Genomic DNA, 17,481 nt, shown 5'->3' on the forward strand with positions numbered 1-17,481 from the left:
CCTTCCGGGGTCGCCGCTGTGCGTGACCCGAACGGCCGCGGGCTCGTTGAGCCGGGTGCCACCCCCGCCCGCTCCCCGGAGGACCTCCCCCGTGCCGTTGCGCCGCCCGTACCGCCTGTCGCTCGCCGCCCTCGCCGGCGCCGCCGTGATCGCACTCGGCGTCGCCGTGCCGGCGGCGGCGGCACCGGTGCCGCCGGTGGGCCCGTCGGCGCTCACCGAGACCGCCGCCGCAGAGCTGGTGCCCGCCGTGACCGCGGCCGCCGGTGACGCCATCGCCGGGACCTGGTTCGACGACGGCCGGCTGATGGTGGGCGTCTGGGACCCGGCGCCGGCGGCGGTGCTGGGCGCGCTCGGCGCGACGCCGGTCCTCCGGGAGGGGCCGCGGCGCGACCCGTCGGCGGCGCTGCGGGCGCTCGGCGACCGGACCGCGGCCGGCCTGCCGGACGGGCTGGCGTCATACGGGATCGACCCGCGGACCGAGCAGCTGGTGCTCGACGTCGTCGAGGGACCGGACGCCGGCCGGCTCGCCGACGAGCTGACCGCGGGCCTGGATCCGGCCGTGGTGCGGGTGGAGCGGGTACCAGCGGTGCCGCGGCGGCAGGCCGCGGTGTCCGGCGGCGACACGATCAGCGACGGGAGCAGGCGCTGCACGGCCGGTTTCGCCGCGTCCGACGGCGCGGGTGACTGGGTGATCACGGCCGGGCACTGCCTGCGCGGGTCCGCCACCTGGTACGCCGCGGACCAGAGCACCATCGGCTCCGGTGGGCGCACCGCGGGCGACGGTGTCGACGTCGGTGCGATCCCGGTCGAGCAGGGCAGCGCCTCGCCGACGGTGGCCGGGACCCGGGTCCGCGGCACCTCGGTCGCGCCGGTCGGGTCGTCGGTCTGCCTGCACGGCTCCACCAGCGGCCGGTCCTGCGGGACCGTCCAGCGCACCGACGTGACGGTGGACTTCGAAGGCGAGCAGCAGTCCGGCCTCACCGCGGTCGGGGCGTGCGCCCGGGAGGGCGACTCCGGCGCCCCCTACATCACCTCGGGCGGCCAGGCCCAGGGTGTGCACACCGGCGCGGGCGGCTCGGGGAACTGCACCAGCTACTTCACCCCGGTCCGGACCGCGACCAGCGCGCTGAACCTGACGCTGACGACCGGCTGAGGTCAGTCCCCGGTGCCGCGGACGACCCGGCGCAGCTTCGGGAGCCGCTCGGCGAGCGTCCGCTCGAAGCCACGGCCGGACGGCGTGTAGTAGTCGGTGCCGACCACGTCGTCCGGCGGGTACTGCTGGCGCAGGACGCCGTCCGGGTCGCTGTGCGGGTAGCGGTAGCCGACCGCGTTCCCGAGCTGCTGCGCCCCCGCGTAGTGCCCGTCGCGCAGGTGCGCCGGCACCCCGCCGACCTTCCCGGAGCGGACGTCGGCCATCGCCGCGTCGATCGCCGTGATCACCGCGTTGGACTTGGGTGCGGTCGCCAGGTGCACGGTGACCTGGGCCAGCGCGAGCCGCGCCTCCGGCATCCCGACGAGCTGGACGACCTGCGCGGCGGCCGTCGCGGCGGGCAGCGCGGTCGGGTCGGCGAGGCCGATGTCCTCGGACGCGTGCACCATCAGCCGGCGCGCGATGAACCGGGCGTCCTCCCCCGCGACGATCATGCGGGCCAGGTAGTGCAGTGCCGCGTCCGGATCGGAGCCGCGGATGGACTTGATGAACGCGCTGATCACGTCGTAGTGCTGGTCGCCGGCCCGGTCGTAGCGGACGGCGACCTCGGTGACCGCCCGCTCGACGGCGGCGAGATCGACCACCGAGCCGCCCGCACCGAGCACCCCGTCGGCGGCCGCCTCCAGCGCGGTGAGCGCCCGGCGGCCGTCACCGGCGGAGAGCCGGACGAGCGCGTCCTCCCCCTCGGCGGCCAGCTCCACCGCGCCGTTCAGCCCGCGCTCGGAGGTGACGGCGCGGCGCAGCAGCCGGCGGACGTCGTCCTCGCCGAGGGACTGCAGCTGCAGCACCAGCGAGCGCGACAGCAGCGGTGACACCATCGAGAACGACGGGTTCTCGGTGGTCGCCGCCACCAGCAGGACCAGCCGGTCCTCGACGGCGCCGAGCAGCGCGTCCTGCTGGGTGCGGGAGAACCGGTGCACCTCGTCGATGAACAGCACCGTGGTGGTGCCGCTGCGGTCGCGCCTGCGCCGCGCGTCCTCGATGACCGCCCGCAGCTCCTTCACCCCCGCGGAGAGCGCGGAGAGCGCGACGAAGTGCCGGGCGGGCGCGGTGCCGCCGGGACCGCCGGCCGCCCCGGCCATCAGCCGGGCCAGGGTGGTCTTGCCGGTGCCGGGCGGGCCGTAGAGCAGCACGGACGCCGCCGCGCCACCGTCGAGCAGGCGGCGCAGCGGCGCACCGGGCTTCAGCAGGTCGGCCTGGCCCACGACCTCGTCCAGGGTCCGCGGGCGCATCCGGGCCGCCAGCGGGGCGTCGGGACGGGGGCCGTCCTCGGCGCCGTCCGATCCCGGGCCGGGGTCGATGTCGAACAGGCCGTCGGTACTCATCGCCGTCCAGCCTGCCAGGGCCGGGCCCGCGGAGCGTCAGGCGCGGTCCATCTCGTCGGCCAGTACCGGGGTGTGCACCGGGTTGTGCTCGTGGAACCGGTTCTCCGCGTAGGTGACGACGGCGGCCGCACCGGACACCAGGCCGAGCGGGATGATCAGCACGTAGTAGAGCAGCTGGGCCAGCACGACGCTGATGAACGCGAACGGCACGGTGATCAGGCCGATCAGCACGCCGGCGACCGATATCGTGATCACCAGCAGCACCCCCCGGCCGAGCACCGGGAAGAACCGCGGGTTGACCAGCGCGAACGTCCGGCCGATGCCGGCCCGCTCGACCGCCAGCACCCCGGCCAGCGCACCGAAGAACACGGTGCCCAGGTAGATCCCGGGGAGCACCAGGGCGATCACGCCGACCACGACGAGCACACCCGCGAGGAAGTACCAGCCGACCGCCGCGAGGCCGCGCTGCTTCACGAACGCCCACACCTGCTGCGGCTCGTACGGGCGCCCGGCGGCGTCCCGGATGACGACGAACACCGTCGCCAGCATCCCGAAGGCGCCCAGCACGACCGTCACCACCGAGGTGATCAGGTTCGCCAGCCCTAGCGAGACGACGCTCCCCACCGCGGGCAGCGCGCCGTCCGGCTCCACCCGCAGCCCGGTGAGCATCAGCACCGCCTCCAGCAGTGCGATCGGCACCCAGACCGCGGCCTGCACGACGAGCAGCGGCTTCCAGCTGCGCTGCAGCACACCGATGATCTTGGCGAACCAGTCGTTGAGCGAGAACGGCACCAGCGGGTCCGGGGAGGTGCCTACGGGCGCGCCGGCCGGACCGACCGGCTGACCGGGGTAGCCGCCGTACTGCTGGCCGGACGGGTAGGGCTGCTGGTAGGCGCCCTGGGTGTGCCTGCCGTACTGGTCCTGGCCCCCGTACTGCTGCTGCCCGCCGTACTGCTGGCCCCCGTACTGCTGGTCCCCATACGGCTGCCCAGCGGTGGGCTGCTCGCCGTACCCGTGCGGCTGCCCGCCCTGCGGCGCCTGCCCGGGTGACGTGCCGTACTGCGGCTGCCCGTACGGGTCCTGGGCCTGCTGCCCGCCGTACGACTGCTGACCGTGGGGCGCCTGGTGTCCGGACGCCGCGGCGCCCGCGTCGTCCGGCGTCCCCGCGGCCCCCTGCTGCGGGTCGCCGCCCGATGACGGCTCGTTGCTCATGCGCGCGGACAGTAGCCCTGCTACCGGTGGTCGCACACCGGGTTCACCGGGTCGCACCCGTTTCGTGACCTGGCACGATGATCGCCGCGGACCCCGGATCGTCGCCGGAACGCAACTCCGGCGACGCGCACCGTCACCCTCCGGCAACACGCCCGCGGCACCCTCATGGGGCATGGACACGATCCTCAGATGCCCGCTCTGCACCCGGCCGCGTACGGCCGCCGACATCCACGGCCTCGAGTGGAGCAGCCACCACGGCCCCGGCGGGGTGGTGTTCGTGTGTGGCCCGTGCACCCGGGCCCGGCTCGTCGATCTCGAGTGCGGCCTGCTCGACCCGGCCCGGGCGAGCGCACCGGCACCCGATCGGGTGGCCCGCGCGGCCTGAGCCGATCCGCCGGAGTCGGGTCCGTCACCCACGGCGTGGTGGCCGGCTCGGAACGCCCGGGGCCGACGTAGGGTCGGGCGCGTGCGCGAGATCCTCGAGTTGCTCGAACGGGACGCCTCCCTGAACCACGACACCGTCGCGACCATGCTCGGTCTGCCGGTCGACGAGGTCGACGCGCGGATCACCGAGTGGGAGCGGACCGGGGTGATCCGGCGGCACCGGGCGGTCGTGGACTGGGCCCGGTACGAGGACGGCACGACCGACGGCACGCTCGCCGGTGCCGGCCGGGCCGGTGCCCGGGTGACCGCCTTCATCGACGTCGCGGTGGAGCCCGCCCGCGGGGTCGGCTTCGACGACGTCGCCGCCCGGATCTCGCGGTTCGACGAGGTCCGCGACTGCTACCTGGTCTCCGGCGGGCACGACCTGCGCTGCACGGTCGTCGGGCCGGACATCCGGGCGATCAGCGACTTCGTGTCGCAGAAGCTGTCGACGATCGACCGGGTCCGCTCCACCGCGACGCACTTCGTGCTGGCGACGCACAAGCGCGACGGCGACTCGTTCGCCGAGCCGGAGGCCGACCACCGGCTGCCGGTGACGCCGTGAAACCGCTGAACAGCACGATCACCGCCATCCCGCCGTCCGGGATCCGGCGGTTCTTCGACATCGCCGCCGAGATGGACGACGTCATCTCGCTCGGCGTCGGGGAACCCGACTTCGTCACGCCGTGGCGGATCCGCGAGGCCGGGATCTACGCCCTGGAGCGCGGCTACACCACCTACACCGGCAACGCCGGCCTCCCCCGGCTGCGCGAGCTGATCTGCGCCGACCTGGCGTCCCGGTACGACGCGCACTACGACCCGGCGACCGAGTGCCTGGTCACCACCGGCGTGTCCGAGGGACTGGACCTGGCCCTGCGGGTGCTGCTGGACCCGGGCGAGGAGGTGATCGTCCCGGAGCCCTGCTACGTCGCCTACCAGCCGTGCGTGTCGTTCGCCGGCGGGACGCCGGTCGGCGTTCCGACCCGGGCCGAGGACGGGTTCGCGATCGACGTCGCCGCCGTCGAGGCCGCGGTCACCCCACGGACCAAGGCGATCCTGATCGGCTCGCCGGCCAACCCGACCGGTGCGGTGCAGCCGCCGGAGGTGCTGCGCGCACTCGTCGCGCTCGCCGAGCGGCACGACCTCTATCTCCTGTCGGACGAGATCTACGACCGGCTCACCTACGAGGGCGTGCACAGCTGCCTCGGTGCGGTGCCCGGCGCCCGGGACCGGACCGTGGTGCTCGGCGGGTTCTCCAAGGCCCAGGCGATGACCGGCTGGCGGGTCGGCTGGCTCGCCGCTCCCCGGCCGATCGCCGAGCTGTGCCTGCGGGTGCACCAGTACACGATGCTGTGCGCGCCGCACGTGTCCCAGATGGCCGCGATCGAGGCGCTGAGCAACGCCGAGCGGGACGTCGCGGAGATGGTCGCCGACTACGACCGCCGCCGGCGGGTGTTCGTGAAGGGCCTGCGCGAGGCCGGCCTGGACTGCCCGGAGCCGGCCGGGGCGTTCTACGCGTTCCCGAGTATCCGGTCCTCCGGGCTCGACGCGGAGACGTTCGCGGAGCGGCTGCTGCGCGAGGAGTCGGTCGCGGTGGTGCCGGGCACGGTGTTCGGCCCGTCCGGCGCGGGGCACGTCCGGTGCTCCTACGCGACGGCGCTGCCGCAGCTGGAACAGGCCGTCGAGCGGATCGGGAACTTCCTGCGCCGGCTGTGAACGACGGCGGGTGCCGGTCAGTGACCGGCACCCGCCTGCTCGTCGTACGCCGGGATCAGGGTGCGATCAGGTCGTCGAACTCGCCGTCGTGCACGCCCTGCAGGAACGCGGTGATCTCGGCCCGGGTGTAGGTCACGTACGCGCCGTCCGGCCGGGTCGAGTTGCGCACCGCGGCACCGCCACCCGGAAGTGGGGCGACCTCCACGCAGGCCCCGTTCGGGTTGCTGCGCATGCTCTTCCGCCACTGAAGGCCGTCCGGCAGATCGATCTCGCTCATCGGTATCCCTCCCGACGTTCTGGACTGATGCAATTGCAACCGTAGCAGTCGTCCGCTCCCCCGTTCGCCGTTTACGACACGTCCGGGTGGCGGCTCGAATGCACGGCGCAACCGCTACCATCGGCACGACCGGGCACCGATGTGCACGATCGGGGGCCGGGCCCGTCGGAACGGTCGAGCAAGGGAGCGTCGCAGGAATGGATCGAGCGCGATCGGTCACGCCGTCCGAGGTCGACGTCAGCACACCGAGCGTGGCTCGGATGTACGACTTCTATCTCGGGGGCAAGGACAACTACGAGGTGGACCGGCAGGCCTGCGCCGCGCTCTCCGCGGCCGCCCCGGGCACCGCGGCGCTCGCGATCAACAACCGGCGCTTCCTCATCCGGGCCGTCCGGTACCTGGCGGAGGAGCACGGGATCCGCCAGTTCCTCGACCACGGCTCGGGCCTGCCCACCCAGGACAACGTGCACCAGGTCGCGCAGGCGGTCGATCCGGCCTCGCGCACCGTCTACATCGACAACGACCCGATCGTGCTCGCCCACGGCCGCGCCCTGCTGGAGCAGGACGACGCGTCCACCGTCATCCAGGCCGACGTCCGGGACTTCGCCACCATCTACAGCGATCCCGAGGTCACCCGGCTGCTGGACTTCTCCCGGCCGACCGCGGCGCTGTTCCTGTCCTTCCTGCACTGCATCCCGGACGGCGACGACCCGGCCGGCCTGGTCGCCGGCGTGCTGGACCGGCTGCCGAAGGGCAGCGCCGTCGTGATCTCGCACCTGGCGAGCACCGACGCGGAGGTGCGGCGCAACCTCACCGACATGATGCTGACCAACACCGGGGGCAACTGGGGCCGGGTGCGCACGCCGGACGAGGTCGAGGCGCTGTTCGGCGGGCTGTCGGTGGTGGAGCCGGGCATCGTCGAGGTGTCCACCTGGCACCCGGACGACGTGGCGCCGGAGGTGCAGGCCACCAAGGAGTGGATCGAGTACGGCGGGGTGGCGTTCAAGAACTGACCGCGGGCCGCTCCGGCGGTTCGTTCTCGTACTCGTACGCGTCGCAGAACAGCTTCCCGTTGCGCCCCCAGTTCTCCCGGTTGACGTCGGTGAAGATGAAGTTGATCGTCTCCGGTCTGCAGTCGGCGATACGGGCGAACTCACGGGTGAGCACCTCGGCGAGCTCCCGCTTCTGCTCGAGGGTGCGGCCGGGGAACCAGTCCACTCGGATGAACGGCATGATGTTCCACCTTCGGTGACGGTGGGGCGCCCGTCGGGCGGTGCGCCCCACCGGGGCCGGTGGGCGGCACTGCGCCGGTGGGCGCCCCGGGGTGGGCGCCGGATCAGGTCAGGTACGGCTGCAGGGCCTCATGGACGGCCTTGGCGAGATCGACGGCGCCCGGCGTGTCGGAGTGCACGCAGATGCAGTCGGCGCGCATCGGGATGTCGGTGCCGTCGACCGCGCTCGCGACCCCCTCCCGCACCGCGCGGACGGAGCGCTCGGCGGCACGGGCGGGATCGTAGGCCACGTGTTCGCGGGTGATGATCAGGGACCCGTCGGGCCGGTAGTCCAGATCGGTGTAGTACTCGGCGATGAATCCCTGCGGCCGCGCGCCCCACACCTCCTCGTGCCGGGTGTTGGCCATCCCCATCAGCGGTACGTCGAAGACGTCCGCGGCGGCCGCGATCGCGGCGGCGACCCCGGCGTCGCGGGAGGCGAGTCCGTAGAGCGCACCGTGCGGCTTGATGTGGTGCAGCGCCATCCCTTCGGCACGCAGGAACCCGGTCAGTGCGCCGACCTGGTAGACGACCGCGGCGGTCAGCTCGTCGGCACCCATCGCCATCTCCCGGCGACCGAAGCCGTCCCGGTCCGGGAACGAGGGATGCGCACCGACCTTGACCGAGTGCGCCCGGCACAGTCTCACGGTGTTCTGCATGACGAGGGGATCCGACGCGTGGAAGCCACATGCCACGTTGGCGACGGTGATGTAGGGCATCAGCCCCTCGTCGTCCCCGCACGAGTAGATGCTGTACGCCTCACCCATGTCGCAGTTGATGGCGACCATGTCAATGATCCTTCCGGTTCAGGAGTGAGCGACCTTGGGCGTGTCGCCGTCGGGGTCGACGTAGACGTCGTCCCCGTCGAGCCGGACCGGGTAGCTGGCCAGCTCGGTGTGCGCCGGGTTGATACCCCGGCAGGTGGTGAGGTTGAACTGCCACAGGTGGCTGCGGCAGGTGAGCGTGTTCTTCGCCAGCTCGCCCTCGACCAGCTCCACCTGCTGATGGGGGCAGATGGCCTGGGTCGCGACCACCTCGCCCCCGTCGAGATGTACGACGAGGACCTCCTTGCCGCCGACGTCGAACGACTCCATGTCGCCCTCCCAGACGTCGTCGAGACTGCACACGCGGACGAAGGCCATCGGGAGCCCCCTCTCAGAGAAACCGGTCGTAGAACAGGCGGTCGGCGGCCAGGCCGCGCTCGATCACCAGGGCCCGTGCCAGTGCATCGGTCATCGCCGGCGGGCCCGCCGCGTAGCAGGCGAGATCGGCCGGCGGGTCGCCGAGCCGTTCGAGTACCGCCTCGTGCAGGAACCCGCGGTACGGCGGGTCCGCACCGTCGGTGACCGGACCGCCGCCGGACACGGCGCGGTGCAGGCGGAGCCTGCCCAGCCGCCGGGCGGCCCGGCCGACGGCCTGTGGCACGTGCAGGTCCCGCTCGGTGCGCCCGCCGACGAAGAACTCGACGGACCGGGAACCCGCGTCGGGCCGGGCCGCGAGGCCCAGCAGGATGCTCGTCATCGCCCCGATCCCGGACCCACCGCCGGCGAGGAACACCCGGCGCCCGATCCCGTCGCGCAGGTACGCGTGGCCGAAGGGCCCGTCGAGCTCGACCATCGAGCCGGGTCGCAGCCCGTCGAACAGCAGCGAGGTGGCGGCGCCGCCCGGGACACGCTTGACGACGAACGCCCACCGCCGGTGACAGTTCCCGATGTTGCTCATCGAGTAGGCACGTTCGACGCCGGCCCCCGGCAGCCTCAGCATCGCGTACTGACCGGGGGCGAAGCCGGCGTGCCGGTCGGTCTCGAACACGAACTCGGACATGTCGTGGGTGAGCGGCTGAGCGGACCGCAGCGTCGCGGTCTGGCGGACCGGCCGATGGGTGGTGAGCACCCCCGCGCCGGTGACCCTGATCCGGCAGTCCGAGCGCGGCTCGTCCTGGCAGGCCAGCCGGCGGCCCTTGCGACGGTCGCGGTCACTGAGCCCGGGGGCACCGGGACGGCGGTCGACGACCTCACCGTCGAGCAGCTCGTACCGGCAGCTGCCGCACGATCCGCTGTTGCACTCGTACCCCAGCCCGACCCCTGCGCGGAGGGCGGCACGAAGGATCGTGTCGCCCTCCGCGCAGGGGAACCCGTCCGCGCCGTCCACCGCCACGCCGTACCCCGTGGTGGTCGTCATCGTCGTTCAGACTCCGAGGCCCAGGTGCCGCTGGAACGAACGGGTCACGCTGATCGCCCGGTCCGCGGCCTCGGCGTTCTCGGCCAGCTCCTCGGCGTAGGCCCGCACGGCGTTCTCGGCCAGCGGCTGCCACCGGCCCACCCATTCCGTGAGGACCGGGATGTTCGACGGCTCCTGTGCCATGTGGGCGACCAGGGCCTCCGTCCATCGACGGGAGCGCTCGGTGTCGCGCAGCGCGGCCTCCGACAGCAGTCCCAGGAGCGTGTCCCCGTGCCGCCGGGCGCTGACGCCCAGCTGCCGGAAGACCATCTCCTCGGCCGCCGGCTTCGCGACGACGTTCAGCGCGACGAAGGCCTCCGCCCAGTCGAAGGTGGTGAGCTGACGTTCCATGAGCTCACGGAAGCCCTGCCATGCCGGGAGATCCTCCCAGTGCGAGCGTTCCCGCTCACCGAAGCCGGCCCCCGGATGGGAGATGCCCAGCTCGGCGGTGCGGTAGCCGACGTTGCTCAGCCAGCGCAGTTGGTCGGCCGTCTGGAATGCGGCACAGTTGGAGATGGTGCTGGCCGGGGCCATGTGGACCAGGTAGGCACTCGCCATCTGGAGGGTGTGCAGAAGGTAGCGGCTGGGTGTGTAGAGCTGGGCGAGGGTCGCCACCCGCTCCGGCGGAAGCCCCCTGTCGTGCCCCTCGGCGTTGTGCTGGTCGAGCAGCCCCTCGACGTAGGACTCCTGACCGTCCTGCAGGATGTTGTAGGTGCGATAGACCAGTTCGTCCGGGTCGCGGAACCCGTCCCAGTCCGGGTGGGTGATCGGGCTCCGGTTGCGATGCTGCCGGTAGTGGTCGGCCATCGGCCCGGTGTGCGCGACGTCCCACGGCTGCTCGGGATCGTCGGTGTGCCACAGCAGATTCGTCGAGACGATCTCGTACTCGCTGGGCTTGCGGCGCCGCTTGGTGAGATGGCTCCACGTCTTGAGCGGCTTCAGCGGAGCGGTCATGTGGTGGCCTCCTCGGGGGCGGCGCCGTTCCCGGAGGTGCGGCCCTTGTAGAACCGGACCGATTCGGTGCCGGTCTCGATCTGACCGACGAACGACGACATGTTCAGTTCGAGCTCGGACATACGGAACGGTCGCCCGAGTTCCTCCTCGATCGTCGCGCGGCGCAGCATGCACTCGCCGCCCTCGACCTCGATGCGGACGTAGGCGCCCCGGTCGCGGACCTGGACCTGCCGGCCCGCGTTGTCGACCTGGACGGCCGCGGCGACGGCACGGGCGATCTCGCCCGATTGCAGGATCGGGCCGACGGGATTCTCGATGGTCACGGTCGACGCCTCATTCGAAGTAGAGCTCGATGCATTCGGTCGCCTCGAGCCCGGAGGCGGCGACCGTCATCTCGCGCGGGAAGGGGGACGCGTTTCCCTGCTTGCGGACTCGGATCGTCCGGTCCGGTCGGTCGGGGACGTGGATGCCGACGGCGTTGACCTTCGCCGCCTCCGCGACCTCGTCCATGGTGTTCTCGCTGTCGACCGGCAGCAGCTTGATGACGAAGTCACCGTCGAAATGTGACGCGAGCGGAACGAGTGCCATGCCTACCCTCCGAGGATCGTGACGGTGCCGGCGGTCATCCCGCGGCGGCCAGCTGAGCGCGGTACGAGTCGAGCCAGGCGAACCCGTGCGCGTCCTCGCCGCCGTCGCTGACGACGCCGAGGCCCATGTACTGCAGGACACCGCCCAGATCGGCCGGCTGGATGTCGCCCCCGAGGAAGCGGTCGATCAGGTTCTTGTGGTTCCGGTAGCGCCGGGGGTCGTCCTCGAAGATCCATCGGTCCACCTCGGACGCGAAGTGGTATCTACGGCCCTCATGCACCAGGGAGATGTCCCGCAGGGTCTGCGACGGCGTCCCCACGATCGGGAGCTGGGAGACGTTGCAGATCACCGGGAGGGTGCCGGGCACGGTCCGGTCCCACCGGCCGTTGACCATGTTGTCGATGATCACGTCCCAGACCTTGCCGAACGTGTCGTTCCAGCCGGGGTACTTCTCCTCGAGCCAGTCCCGCTCCTCGGGGCTGACCCCGGCGGCGGGGTTCCACCACAGCGTCGGGCGCCACGAGTACGTGCCGAGCTGCTGGCCGTGGTGGTGCTCGGAGATGTCACGCAGGAAGATGTCCCAGTACCACGGCTTGTCGAGCCCCAGGTCCTCCAGGGACTGCATGAACTGGGTGACGATCCACTCCTCCATGAACTCCTTGAACGACGCCTCCCGCACCTCGAGCGGGACGTAGTAGTCCATGGGGATCCCGGACAGGATCGTGAACAGCCGGTAGGAGCGCCAGAACGAGATGTCGATCAGCTTCTGCGCGTGCGCCTTCCGGCCGTTCTCGATCAGCATCTTCAGCAGCGGCGTGCCGAGCTGGGCGTGCCGGGCCTCGTCCGACTGGATGCTCTGGATCAGCTTCGAGAACGTGTAGTCGCCGGCGTTCGCGGCGTCCCCGGACAGACCGATGAACTGCAGGTTCGTGAATCCGGTCTCGAACGAGAAGTTCGCGCAGATCGCGGTGTCGATCGCGTCCCGGGTCATGAGCATGTCGTCGAAGAAGTGCCGGGCGCCGAGGGTGACCCAGTTCTGGGTGTGCATGGCCTGGTGCGCCCAGTCGAACTGGCGGTCCTTCGTCACGTACTCGTGCGGGAAGAACAGCTGCATCTGTCCGTGCCGGATCTCGTCGAGCATCCCGAACACGGCCATGTTGCGCATTCCGGGTGCCTTCGACCACCGGGCGAACCGCGCCTCCTGGAAGGAGGCGTGGTACTCGACGACGGCGACCGCGGCGTAGTGCTCCTTCAGGATGGAGATCCACCCCGGGTCCGCCTTGTTGTACAGGTCGGCCCGCTCGAGGGTCGCCTTCACCGAGTAGGCGCCGGCGTCCTTCTGCCGCTGGACGTCGACGTACTCCCGGTAACTGATCTTGTACGGCTCGTCGTAGGTGGACCACACCTGGTCGGGGATGCCCTCGCCGCCGCTCAGCTCCGGCGGGAACAGCTCGTCGACCGTGACGTGGCGTGGGGTCCATTCGGTGTCACGGGCAATCTCGTACCACTGTGCGCGTTCCAGCAATGCCATGGAGGACTCTCCTGGGTCTGCTCGTCGGGACTCGGGGACGGTGCGCGGGTTCAGCTGCCGTGCTCGCTGCCGAGCGGGCCCTCCCCGCCCGGGTACACGAACGTCATCGAGGGGGCGTAGAAGCCGAAGGTCACCTGGAGGGGGTCGGCGGGCCGGAGCTGGTAGGTGGGGTGGTTCTCGTCGAGGAACTCGAACGAGAGGACCTCGAACTGCTCGGCCAGGTCGGCGACGTAGGCGTAGCGACCGCTGATCAGCTCGTCCGCGCGGGCGGTGATGTAGCGCAGCTGACCGGTGGCCCGTACCGGGGTGCCGACCGTGCAGCGGGCCGTCGTGCGGATGACCGGCCCGCCGCCGAGGTGGGTGGTCGCGGTGAGCAGCCCGTCGTCCAGGGTGAGCGTCGTCCTGCCGGCCTCGCCGGCCGGCACGCCGTGCGCCCGTGCGTACCGGGACATCACGTCCGAGCTGTTGAAGTAGTGGGTCCACCAGCGGGCGGGCACCCCGGCCTCGGTGTCGAGCCCGGCCAGGTCGGCGCCCAGGTAGGTCAGTGAGTAGGCGCCGAACTCCTCGTCACCGCCGGTCGCCGACGTCTGGTCGGGACCGTCGACGACGTACTGGTTGATATAGCAGGTCCCGGCCGGGGTGAGGCCCTCGGGCACCAGCTTCGCGACGGCGTCCGGGTCCTCGGGAACCCAGACCAGGTACAGCGTGCGGGAGTTCGTGACCAGCTGCGGTGGGTGCAGCGTCGTGCCCATGTGGCACCTCCAGGCTCACCGGTGTGTCCGGGACGGACCGGTCATCCCGGGCGGGCTGACCTGTGACGAAGCCTCCGGCGCCCGGGGTGGTGACGGGTATGCGCACGTTGGACAACCGGCGACGGTGACGTGTGCCACCCGGGAGAGACCGGCCGTCGGATGGTCCCGGGACGGGTCCCTCGCTTTCCGGGCCGTGTTACAGCTCGTCGCTCAGCTGGAGCGCGATCCACAGCTCGGCCCGCGTCGACGGGTCGTCGAGGTCCCGGCCGAGAGCCTCCGCGACCTTGCCCATCCGGTAGCGGAGCGTGTGCCGGTGCACCCCGAGCGAGGTCGCGGAGGCGTCCGACTGGCCGTTGTGCGCCAGGAAGGTCCGCAACGTGTGCCGGAGGTCGATCTTCGATTTGCGGTCCTTCGCCGTCAGCGGTGCGAGCAGCGTCCTGGCCCAGGTCCGGGCCTGGTCGGAGTTCAGGTGACGGAGCAGTCCGGCGGTCGCGACGTCGCTGCTGTGGGCGAGCTGCCCGGCAGTGCCCGGTGCGCTGCTGAACACCGACCGCACCTCCCGCCACGCGTCGGGTAGGCCGGTCGCCGGCGTCGGGTCGCTGACCGCACCGCGCGCCCGTGGGATCCGCCGGACCAGCGACTCCAGTGTCCGGATGTCCCCCTCCGCGGGCGGCATCAGCACGACCACGCGGCCCTTCTCGCACTCGGCGACCAGCGCGGACAGACATCGCAGGCCGTGGTCCCGCTCGGCGTGCTCGATCAGCTCGATCTCGTGCCCGGCGGGGACGCCGAGTACCGCGACCCGGAGATCGCCCTCGGGGAAGTCGACGTCGAGCGTCCGTGCCGTCGAGACCGCCATGGCGATCTGCCCCTCGACGGCGATCTGGAACACCGCGAGCCGGTTGCGCCGCTGCACGTCCAGCACGCTGCGGGCGTTGTGCAGCTCCGCGGACAGCAGGGACACCGCGGTCGTGACGACGGACTGTTCCGCGACACCCAACGGCGTCGACCGTCCGACGGCGAGGAAACCGCGGACGCTGCCGCGGACCACCAGCGGCAGCAGGCCGATCGTCTCCCCGGCGGCGGTGATGCCGAGGCTGGCGGCGGTGTCCGCGTCGCGCAGGCGGGGCAGCTCGATCCGAATGCGGTCCAGGTGCATCCGGCCCGCGGCGACGCCCGCCCGCAGCGACCCGTCGTGGTCCAGCAGCAACACCCACGCCCCGAGGGCCTTGGCCAGGCGGTCGACCATCGCGCGGGGGGCGTAGGGAGCCAGCGACGCACGCGTCAGGTCCCGCTGCGCGGCGACCGCGAAGTTGAGCTCCCGCTGACGTGCGTCGAGGATCCCGTCGGCGACGGCCCTGCTCACCCGGCCGAACCGGGTCCCGGGTGGCACCGCGATCAGTGCCAGGTCCGACTCACCCGCCGCGTCCACCAGCGCCGCGGGCACCTCGGGGTAGTAGGAGCTCACCCCGAAACCGAGTGCCACGGCACCGCCCTCCACCAAGCGGTGGACGTAGCGGCTCCACGTGGTCGTCGCACCGGAGACCCGCGATCCGGTGGTGAGCACCAGCTCACCACCGTCGACGTACGGGCGGGGGTCCGGGAGCTCGCTGATCAACGCCCAGCTCAGGCTCCTGCGGAACGCCTCGTCGGAGCCGGTTATGCGGAGCAACTTCAGATCCCGGCGGTCGAGGAGTGACTGGGCGTTGAGTGGCATGCTGCCTCCCGTAGGCCTCGCCCGGCTGAGCACAGCTGTGGTCGGCCGGAACTGCACGGCCACCATGAGCGGACAAGCTACCGCCGACGCCGACGCCTGGGCCACGTCCGGCACGTGGTGATCGTCGCACCTCACCGGAGGCGCGCACGGCGGATCAATGCGCGCGGCGGACAACCCGCCCCGGAGCTGTGTACAAGGCGTGCACGTCCGGACCGGACGCAGAACGGCGAGAATGGTGGCGGGCGCAGCCCGGAAGGGGGTGGGAGGAGGTGTCGGCGATCGTCACCGTCACCGAGGCCGGCGCCGACCGGCCGCGGATCGTCTACCGGACCGCGGGTGACCATGCCTTGCTCGTCGAGTACGGCGACGAGCTGCCGGTGGATCTCGAGGTCAACTTCTTCGTGCACGCGACCGCGCGGCACCTGGACAGCCACCCGATCCGTGGCGTCCTCGAGTTCGCACCGGGGCTGCGCTCGCTGCTCGTCCACTACGACCCGGCGATCATCAGCCAGGCCGGGGTGGTCGCCGGCCTGCAAGAGCTGCACCGCGACATCCCCGAGCCGGCGTCGATCGTGCTGCCCAGTCGCCGTCTCCGGTTGCCGATCGCCTTCGACGACTCGACCTCGCGCGACGCGATCGACCGCTACCGGATCGCCACCCGGCCGGACGCCCCGAACGTCGTCGACGGCAACAACATCGACTACATTGTCCGGTACAACGGTCTCTCCGGGCGGGAGGACCTCTACCAGCGCGTGCTCGGCTCGGAGTGGTGGAACGCGTTCAGCGGCTTCTACCCCGGCCTGCCGTCGCTGCTGCCGCTCGATCCCCGGTCCGAGATCGTGGCGCCCAAGTACAACCCGGCCCGCACCTGGACCCCGGAGGGCGCCGTGGCAATCGGCGGCCCGTGTGTGGTCATCCATCCCATCGAGTCCGCCGGGGCCTACCAGATCGTCGGCCGGACCCTGCCGATCTCCGATCTCGGCCGACGGAGCCGCTCGCACCGCGTGGACCCGATCCTGATCCAGCCCGGGGACCGGATCTCCTTCCACGTGGTGACCGAGACCGAGCTCCTGGATCTCCGTCGCCGGGTCTTCGAAGGCCGCTATGACTACGAGATCGAGCCCGGCCGGTACGCCGTCGCCGCCCACCTGCGGACCGCATCGGATCCGCAGGTCGCCGAGGAGGCCGAGCGGCGCCGGGCCGACCGGCGTGCGGCCCGGGCCCTGGCCGCGATCCCGTGAACCGATCGTCGGCGTCGGGGGTCACCCCCGTCCTGGAGATCATCGAGCCGGGGCTGGAGACCACCGTGCAGGACCACCCCGGCCGGGTGGGCCGTCAGTCGCTCGGCTTCTTCCCCTCCGGCCCGGTGGACCATCTCGCCTTCCGGATCGCGAACCGGCTCGTCGGGAACCCGGCCGGAGCGGCCGCGCTGGAGATCCCGCTGGGCCGCTTCCAGGCCAGCGTCCTCTCCCCCGGCGCGGTCGCCGTCACCGGTCCGGAGACCGCGGTATCCGTGAACGGTGATCCCGTCCCGCAGTGGGAGTCGGTCCAGGTCGCCACCGGCGACCTGCTCTCGTGCGACCGGATCCGCGGAGCCGGGCACCGCCTCTACCTGGCGGTGGCCGGGGGAATCGCGGTCCCCGAGGTGTTCGGCTCCCGGTCCACGTTCCTGCTCGCCGGGATCGGTGGCTACAACGGCCGCGCCCTGGAGCGGGCCGACATCCTCGACGCGGACGTCCCCCACCGGTCCCCCGTCGCACGCCGGTTGCCGACGGCGCTGCGCCCGAACTACGCCGAGCACTGGGAGATCGAGGTGGTCCGCGGGCCGCACGCCGATCCGGACTTCCTCACCGCCGGGGACGTCGAGGTGCTGTTCGGCTCGTCGTGGCGGTGCGACCTCAACTCCGACCGGGTCGGGATCCGCTTCAACCCGCACCGCTTCCAGTGGGCGCGCGGGTCGAGCGGGGTCGCCGGCGGTCACCCGTCGAACCTGCTGGACACCAGCTATCCGCTCGGCGGGATCCTCGCCTACGGCGACGTCCTCACCATCCTCGGACCGGACAGCAACACCTCCGGCGGCTTCGCCGTCGTCGCGACCGTGGCGTCCGGCTCGCTGTGGAAGGTCGGCCAGGTCCGGCCGGGCCGGGACACCGTGCGGTTCCGGGAGATCGACCTCGATCAGGCCGCGGCACTCGTGGAGCACGTCGCGAAGGTGCTCGACGAGCGGCACTACGATCGGACATGACCAGCACGGAGCCATCGGTCCGGACGACCGGGACCGCTCG

20 protein-coding genes are annotated in these 17,481 nt (G+C 71.8%); 7 read left to right on the plus strand and 13 right to left on the minus strand.

The window, feature by feature from the left end:
• The first annotated feature begins 91 nt into the window (after nt 1-91).
• A complete protein-coding gene (locus tag ACVJO7_RS03160) occupies nt 92-1,153 on the plus strand; it encodes a S1 family peptidase (protein ID WP_491671637.1) in 1,062 nt (353 codons plus the stop codon).
• 2 nt (nt 1,154-1,155) lie between these two features.
• On the opposite strand, the gene ACVJO7_RS03165 is transcribed toward ACVJO7_RS03160, so the two are convergent.
• Nucleotides 1,156-2,535, minus strand: a complete 1,380-nt coding sequence (locus ACVJO7_RS03165) for a replication-associated recombination protein A (protein WP_491671638.1) — start codon at nt 2,533-2,535, stop codon at nt 1,156-1,158.
• Nucleotides 2,536-2,571: 36 nt separating this feature from the next.
• Nucleotides 2,572-3,747 carry a hypothetical protein gene (locus tag ACVJO7_RS03170; RefSeq protein ID WP_491671639.1) on the minus strand — a complete coding sequence of 392 codons (1,176 nt, stop codon included), beginning with the start codon at nt 3,745-3,747 and terminating at the stop codon, nt 2,572-2,574.
• Between the two features lie 172 nt (nt 3,748-3,919).
• On the opposite strand from ACVJO7_RS03170, the gene ACVJO7_RS03175 reads away from it, so the two are divergent.
• From ACVJO7_RS03175 to ACVJO7_RS03185, 3 genes are all read left to right on the plus strand, one after another.
• Nucleotides 3,920-4,132 (plus strand): hypothetical protein, encoded by a 213-nt coding sequence (locus tag ACVJO7_RS03175; protein ID WP_344029979.1) that lies wholly within the window; start codon nt 3,920-3,922, stop codon nt 4,130-4,132.
• 81 nt (nt 4,133-4,213) lie between these two features.
• Nucleotides 4,214-4,735 carry an Lrp/AsnC family transcriptional regulator gene (locus tag ACVJO7_RS03180; RefSeq protein ID WP_344029977.1) on the plus strand — a complete coding sequence of 174 codons (522 nt, stop codon included), beginning with the start codon at nt 4,214-4,216 and terminating at the stop codon, nt 4,733-4,735.
• The gene (locus tag ACVJO7_RS03185) at nt 4,732-5,886 is read left to right on the plus strand and encodes an aminotransferase class I/II-fold pyridoxal phosphate-dependent enzyme (RefSeq protein ID WP_491671640.1); all 1,155 of its coding nucleotides are present in this window, start codon (nt 4,732-4,734) and stop codon (nt 5,884-5,886) included. Before ACVJO7_RS03180 ends, ACVJO7_RS03185 begins: the two co-directional genes overlap by 4 nt.
• 55 nt (nt 5,887-5,941) lie before the next feature.
• Here the strand turns inward: ACVJO7_RS03185 and ACVJO7_RS03190 are convergent, their stop codons facing one another.
• A complete protein-coding gene (locus ACVJO7_RS03190; protein WP_344029973.1) occupies nt 5,942-6,163 on the minus strand; it encodes a DUF397 domain-containing protein in 222 nt (73 codons plus the stop codon).
• 260 nt (nt 6,164-6,423) lie between these two features.
• On the opposite strand from ACVJO7_RS03190, the gene ACVJO7_RS03195 reads away from it, so the two are divergent.
• Nucleotides 6,424-7,176: an SAM-dependent methyltransferase gene (locus ACVJO7_RS03195; protein ID WP_491671641.1), complete on the plus strand. Its 753-nt coding sequence runs from the start codon at nt 6,424-6,426 to the stop codon at nt 7,174-7,176.
• Here the strand turns inward: ACVJO7_RS03195 and ACVJO7_RS03200 are convergent.
• From ACVJO7_RS03200 to ACVJO7_RS03245, 10 genes are all read right to left on the minus strand, one after another.
• Complete coding sequence (locus ACVJO7_RS03200) at nt 7,166-7,396, minus strand: tautomerase family protein (RefSeq protein WP_491671642.1); 231 nt, start codon at nt 7,394-7,396, stop codon at nt 7,166-7,168. The two genes, ACVJO7_RS03195 and ACVJO7_RS03200, sit on opposite strands and share 11 nt — an antisense overlap.
• A gap of 103 nt (nt 7,397-7,499) precedes the next feature.
• Nucleotides 7,500-8,222, minus strand: a complete 723-nt coding sequence (pxpA, locus tag ACVJO7_RS03205; RefSeq protein ID WP_491671643.1) for a 5-oxoprolinase subunit PxpA — start codon at nt 8,220-8,222, stop codon at nt 7,500-7,502.
• Between the two features lie 18 nt (nt 8,223-8,240).
• Nucleotides 8,241-8,576, minus strand: a complete 336-nt coding sequence (locus tag ACVJO7_RS03210) for a monooxygenase system ferredoxin subunit (protein ID WP_491671644.1) — start codon at nt 8,574-8,576, stop codon at nt 8,241-8,243.
• A gap of 13 nt (nt 8,577-8,589) precedes the next feature.
• Nucleotides 8,590-9,615, minus strand: a complete 1,026-nt coding sequence (locus ACVJO7_RS03215; RefSeq protein ID WP_491671645.1) for a 2Fe-2S iron-sulfur cluster-binding protein — start codon at nt 9,613-9,615, stop codon at nt 8,590-8,592.
• Nucleotides 9,616-9,621: 6 nt separating this feature from the next.
• Nucleotides 9,622-10,608: an aromatic/alkene monooxygenase hydroxylase subunit beta gene (locus ACVJO7_RS03220; RefSeq protein WP_491671646.1), complete on the minus strand. Its 987-nt coding sequence runs from the start codon at nt 10,606-10,608 to the stop codon at nt 9,622-9,624.
• A complete protein-coding gene (locus ACVJO7_RS03225) occupies nt 10,605-10,931 on the minus strand; it encodes an MmoB/DmpM family protein (protein ID WP_491671647.1) in 327 nt (108 codons plus the stop codon). The genes ACVJO7_RS03220 and ACVJO7_RS03225 overlap by 4 nt, the downstream gene beginning before the upstream one ends.
• A 10-nt stretch (nt 10,932-10,941) precedes the next feature.
• Nucleotides 10,942-11,196 (minus strand): toluene-4-monooxygenase system B family protein, encoded by a 255-nt coding sequence (locus tag ACVJO7_RS03230; protein WP_491671648.1) that lies wholly within the window; start codon nt 11,194-11,196, stop codon nt 10,942-10,944.
• Between the two features lie 34 nt (nt 11,197-11,230).
• Complete coding sequence (locus ACVJO7_RS03235; RefSeq protein ID WP_491671649.1) at nt 11,231-12,727, minus strand: ferritin family protein; 1,497 nt, start codon at nt 12,725-12,727, stop codon at nt 11,231-11,233.
• A 50-nt stretch (nt 12,728-12,777) separates the two neighbouring features.
• The gene (locus ACVJO7_RS03240; RefSeq protein WP_491671650.1) at nt 12,778-13,479 is read right to left on the minus strand and encodes a hypothetical protein; all 702 of its coding nucleotides are present in this window, start codon (nt 13,477-13,479) and stop codon (nt 12,778-12,780) included.
• A gap of 196 nt (nt 13,480-13,675) precedes the next feature.
• Nucleotides 13,676-15,262 carry a PucR family transcriptional regulator gene (locus ACVJO7_RS03245; protein ID WP_491671651.1) on the minus strand — a complete coding sequence of 529 codons (1,587 nt, stop codon included), beginning with the start codon at nt 15,260-15,262 and terminating at the stop codon, nt 13,676-13,678.
• 203 nt (nt 15,263-15,465) lie between these two features.
• On the opposite strand from ACVJO7_RS03245, the gene ACVJO7_RS03250 reads away from it, so the two are divergent.
• Complete coding sequence (locus ACVJO7_RS03250; RefSeq protein WP_491671652.1) at nt 15,466-16,437, plus strand: carboxyltransferase domain-containing protein; 972 nt, start codon at nt 15,466-15,468, stop codon at nt 16,435-16,437.
• Nucleotides 16,434-17,441 carry an allophanate hydrolase gene (locus tag ACVJO7_RS03255; protein WP_491671653.1) on the plus strand — a complete coding sequence of 336 codons (1,008 nt, stop codon included), beginning with the start codon at nt 16,434-16,436 and terminating at the stop codon, nt 17,439-17,441. The genes ACVJO7_RS03250 and ACVJO7_RS03255 overlap by 4 nt, the downstream gene beginning before the upstream one ends.
• The last annotated feature ends 40 nt before the right edge of the window (nt 17,442-17,481 follow it).

The organism is Pseudonocardia sp. DxW (assembly GCF_058448985.1).

Bases quoted from the DNA above. Each gene is read 5' to 3' on its own strand.
- ACVJO7_RS03165 (WP_491671638.1), bottom strand. From the start codon at position 2,535: ATGAGTACCGACGGCCTGTTCGACATCGACCCCGGCCCGGGATCGGAC.
- ACVJO7_RS03170 (WP_491671639.1), bottom strand. From the start codon at position 3,747: ATGAGCAACGAGCCGTCATCGGGCGGCGACCCGCAGCAGGGGGCCGCG.
- ACVJO7_RS03175 (WP_344029979.1), top strand. From the start codon at position 3,920: ATGGACACGATCCTCAGATGCCCGCTCTGCACCCGGCCGCGTACGGCC.
- ACVJO7_RS03190 (WP_344029973.1), bottom strand. From the start codon at position 6,163: ATGAGCGAGATCGATCTGCCGGACGGCCTTCAGTGGCGGAAGAGCATG.
- ACVJO7_RS03195 (WP_491671641.1), top strand. From the start codon at position 6,424: ATGTACGACTTCTATCTCGGGGGCAAGGACAACTACGAGGTGGACCGG.
- ACVJO7_RS03200 (WP_491671642.1), bottom strand. From the start codon at position 7,396: ATGCCGTTCATCCGAGTGGACTGGTTCCCCGGCCGCACCCTCGAGCAG.
- pxpA (WP_491671643.1), bottom strand. From the start codon at position 8,222: ATGGTCGCCATCAACTGCGACATGGGTGAGGCGTACAGCATCTACTCG.
- ACVJO7_RS03210 (WP_491671644.1), bottom strand. From the start codon at position 8,576: ATGGCCTTCGTCCGCGTGTGCAGTCTCGACGACGTCTGGGAGGGCGAC.
- ACVJO7_RS03215 (WP_491671645.1), bottom strand. From the start codon at position 9,615: ATGACGACCACCACGGGGTACGGCGTGGCGGTGGACGGCGCGGACGGG.
- ACVJO7_RS03220 (WP_491671646.1), bottom strand. From the start codon at position 10,608: ATGACCGCTCCGCTGAAGCCGCTCAAGACGTGGAGCCATCTCACCAAG.
- ACVJO7_RS03230 (WP_491671648.1), bottom strand. From the start codon at position 11,196: ATGGCACTCGTTCCGCTCGCGTCACATTTCGACGGTGACTTCGTCATC.
- ACVJO7_RS03235 (WP_491671649.1), bottom strand. From the start codon at position 12,727: ATGGCATTGCTGGAACGCGCACAGTGGTACGAGATTGCCCGTGACACC.
- ACVJO7_RS03240 (WP_491671650.1), bottom strand. From the start codon at position 13,479: ATGGGCACGACGCTGCACCCACCGCAGCTGGTCACGAACTCCCGCACG.
- ACVJO7_RS03245 (WP_491671651.1), bottom strand. From the start codon at position 15,262: ATGGTGGCCGTGCAGTTCCGGCCGACCACAGCTGTGCTCAGCCGGGCG.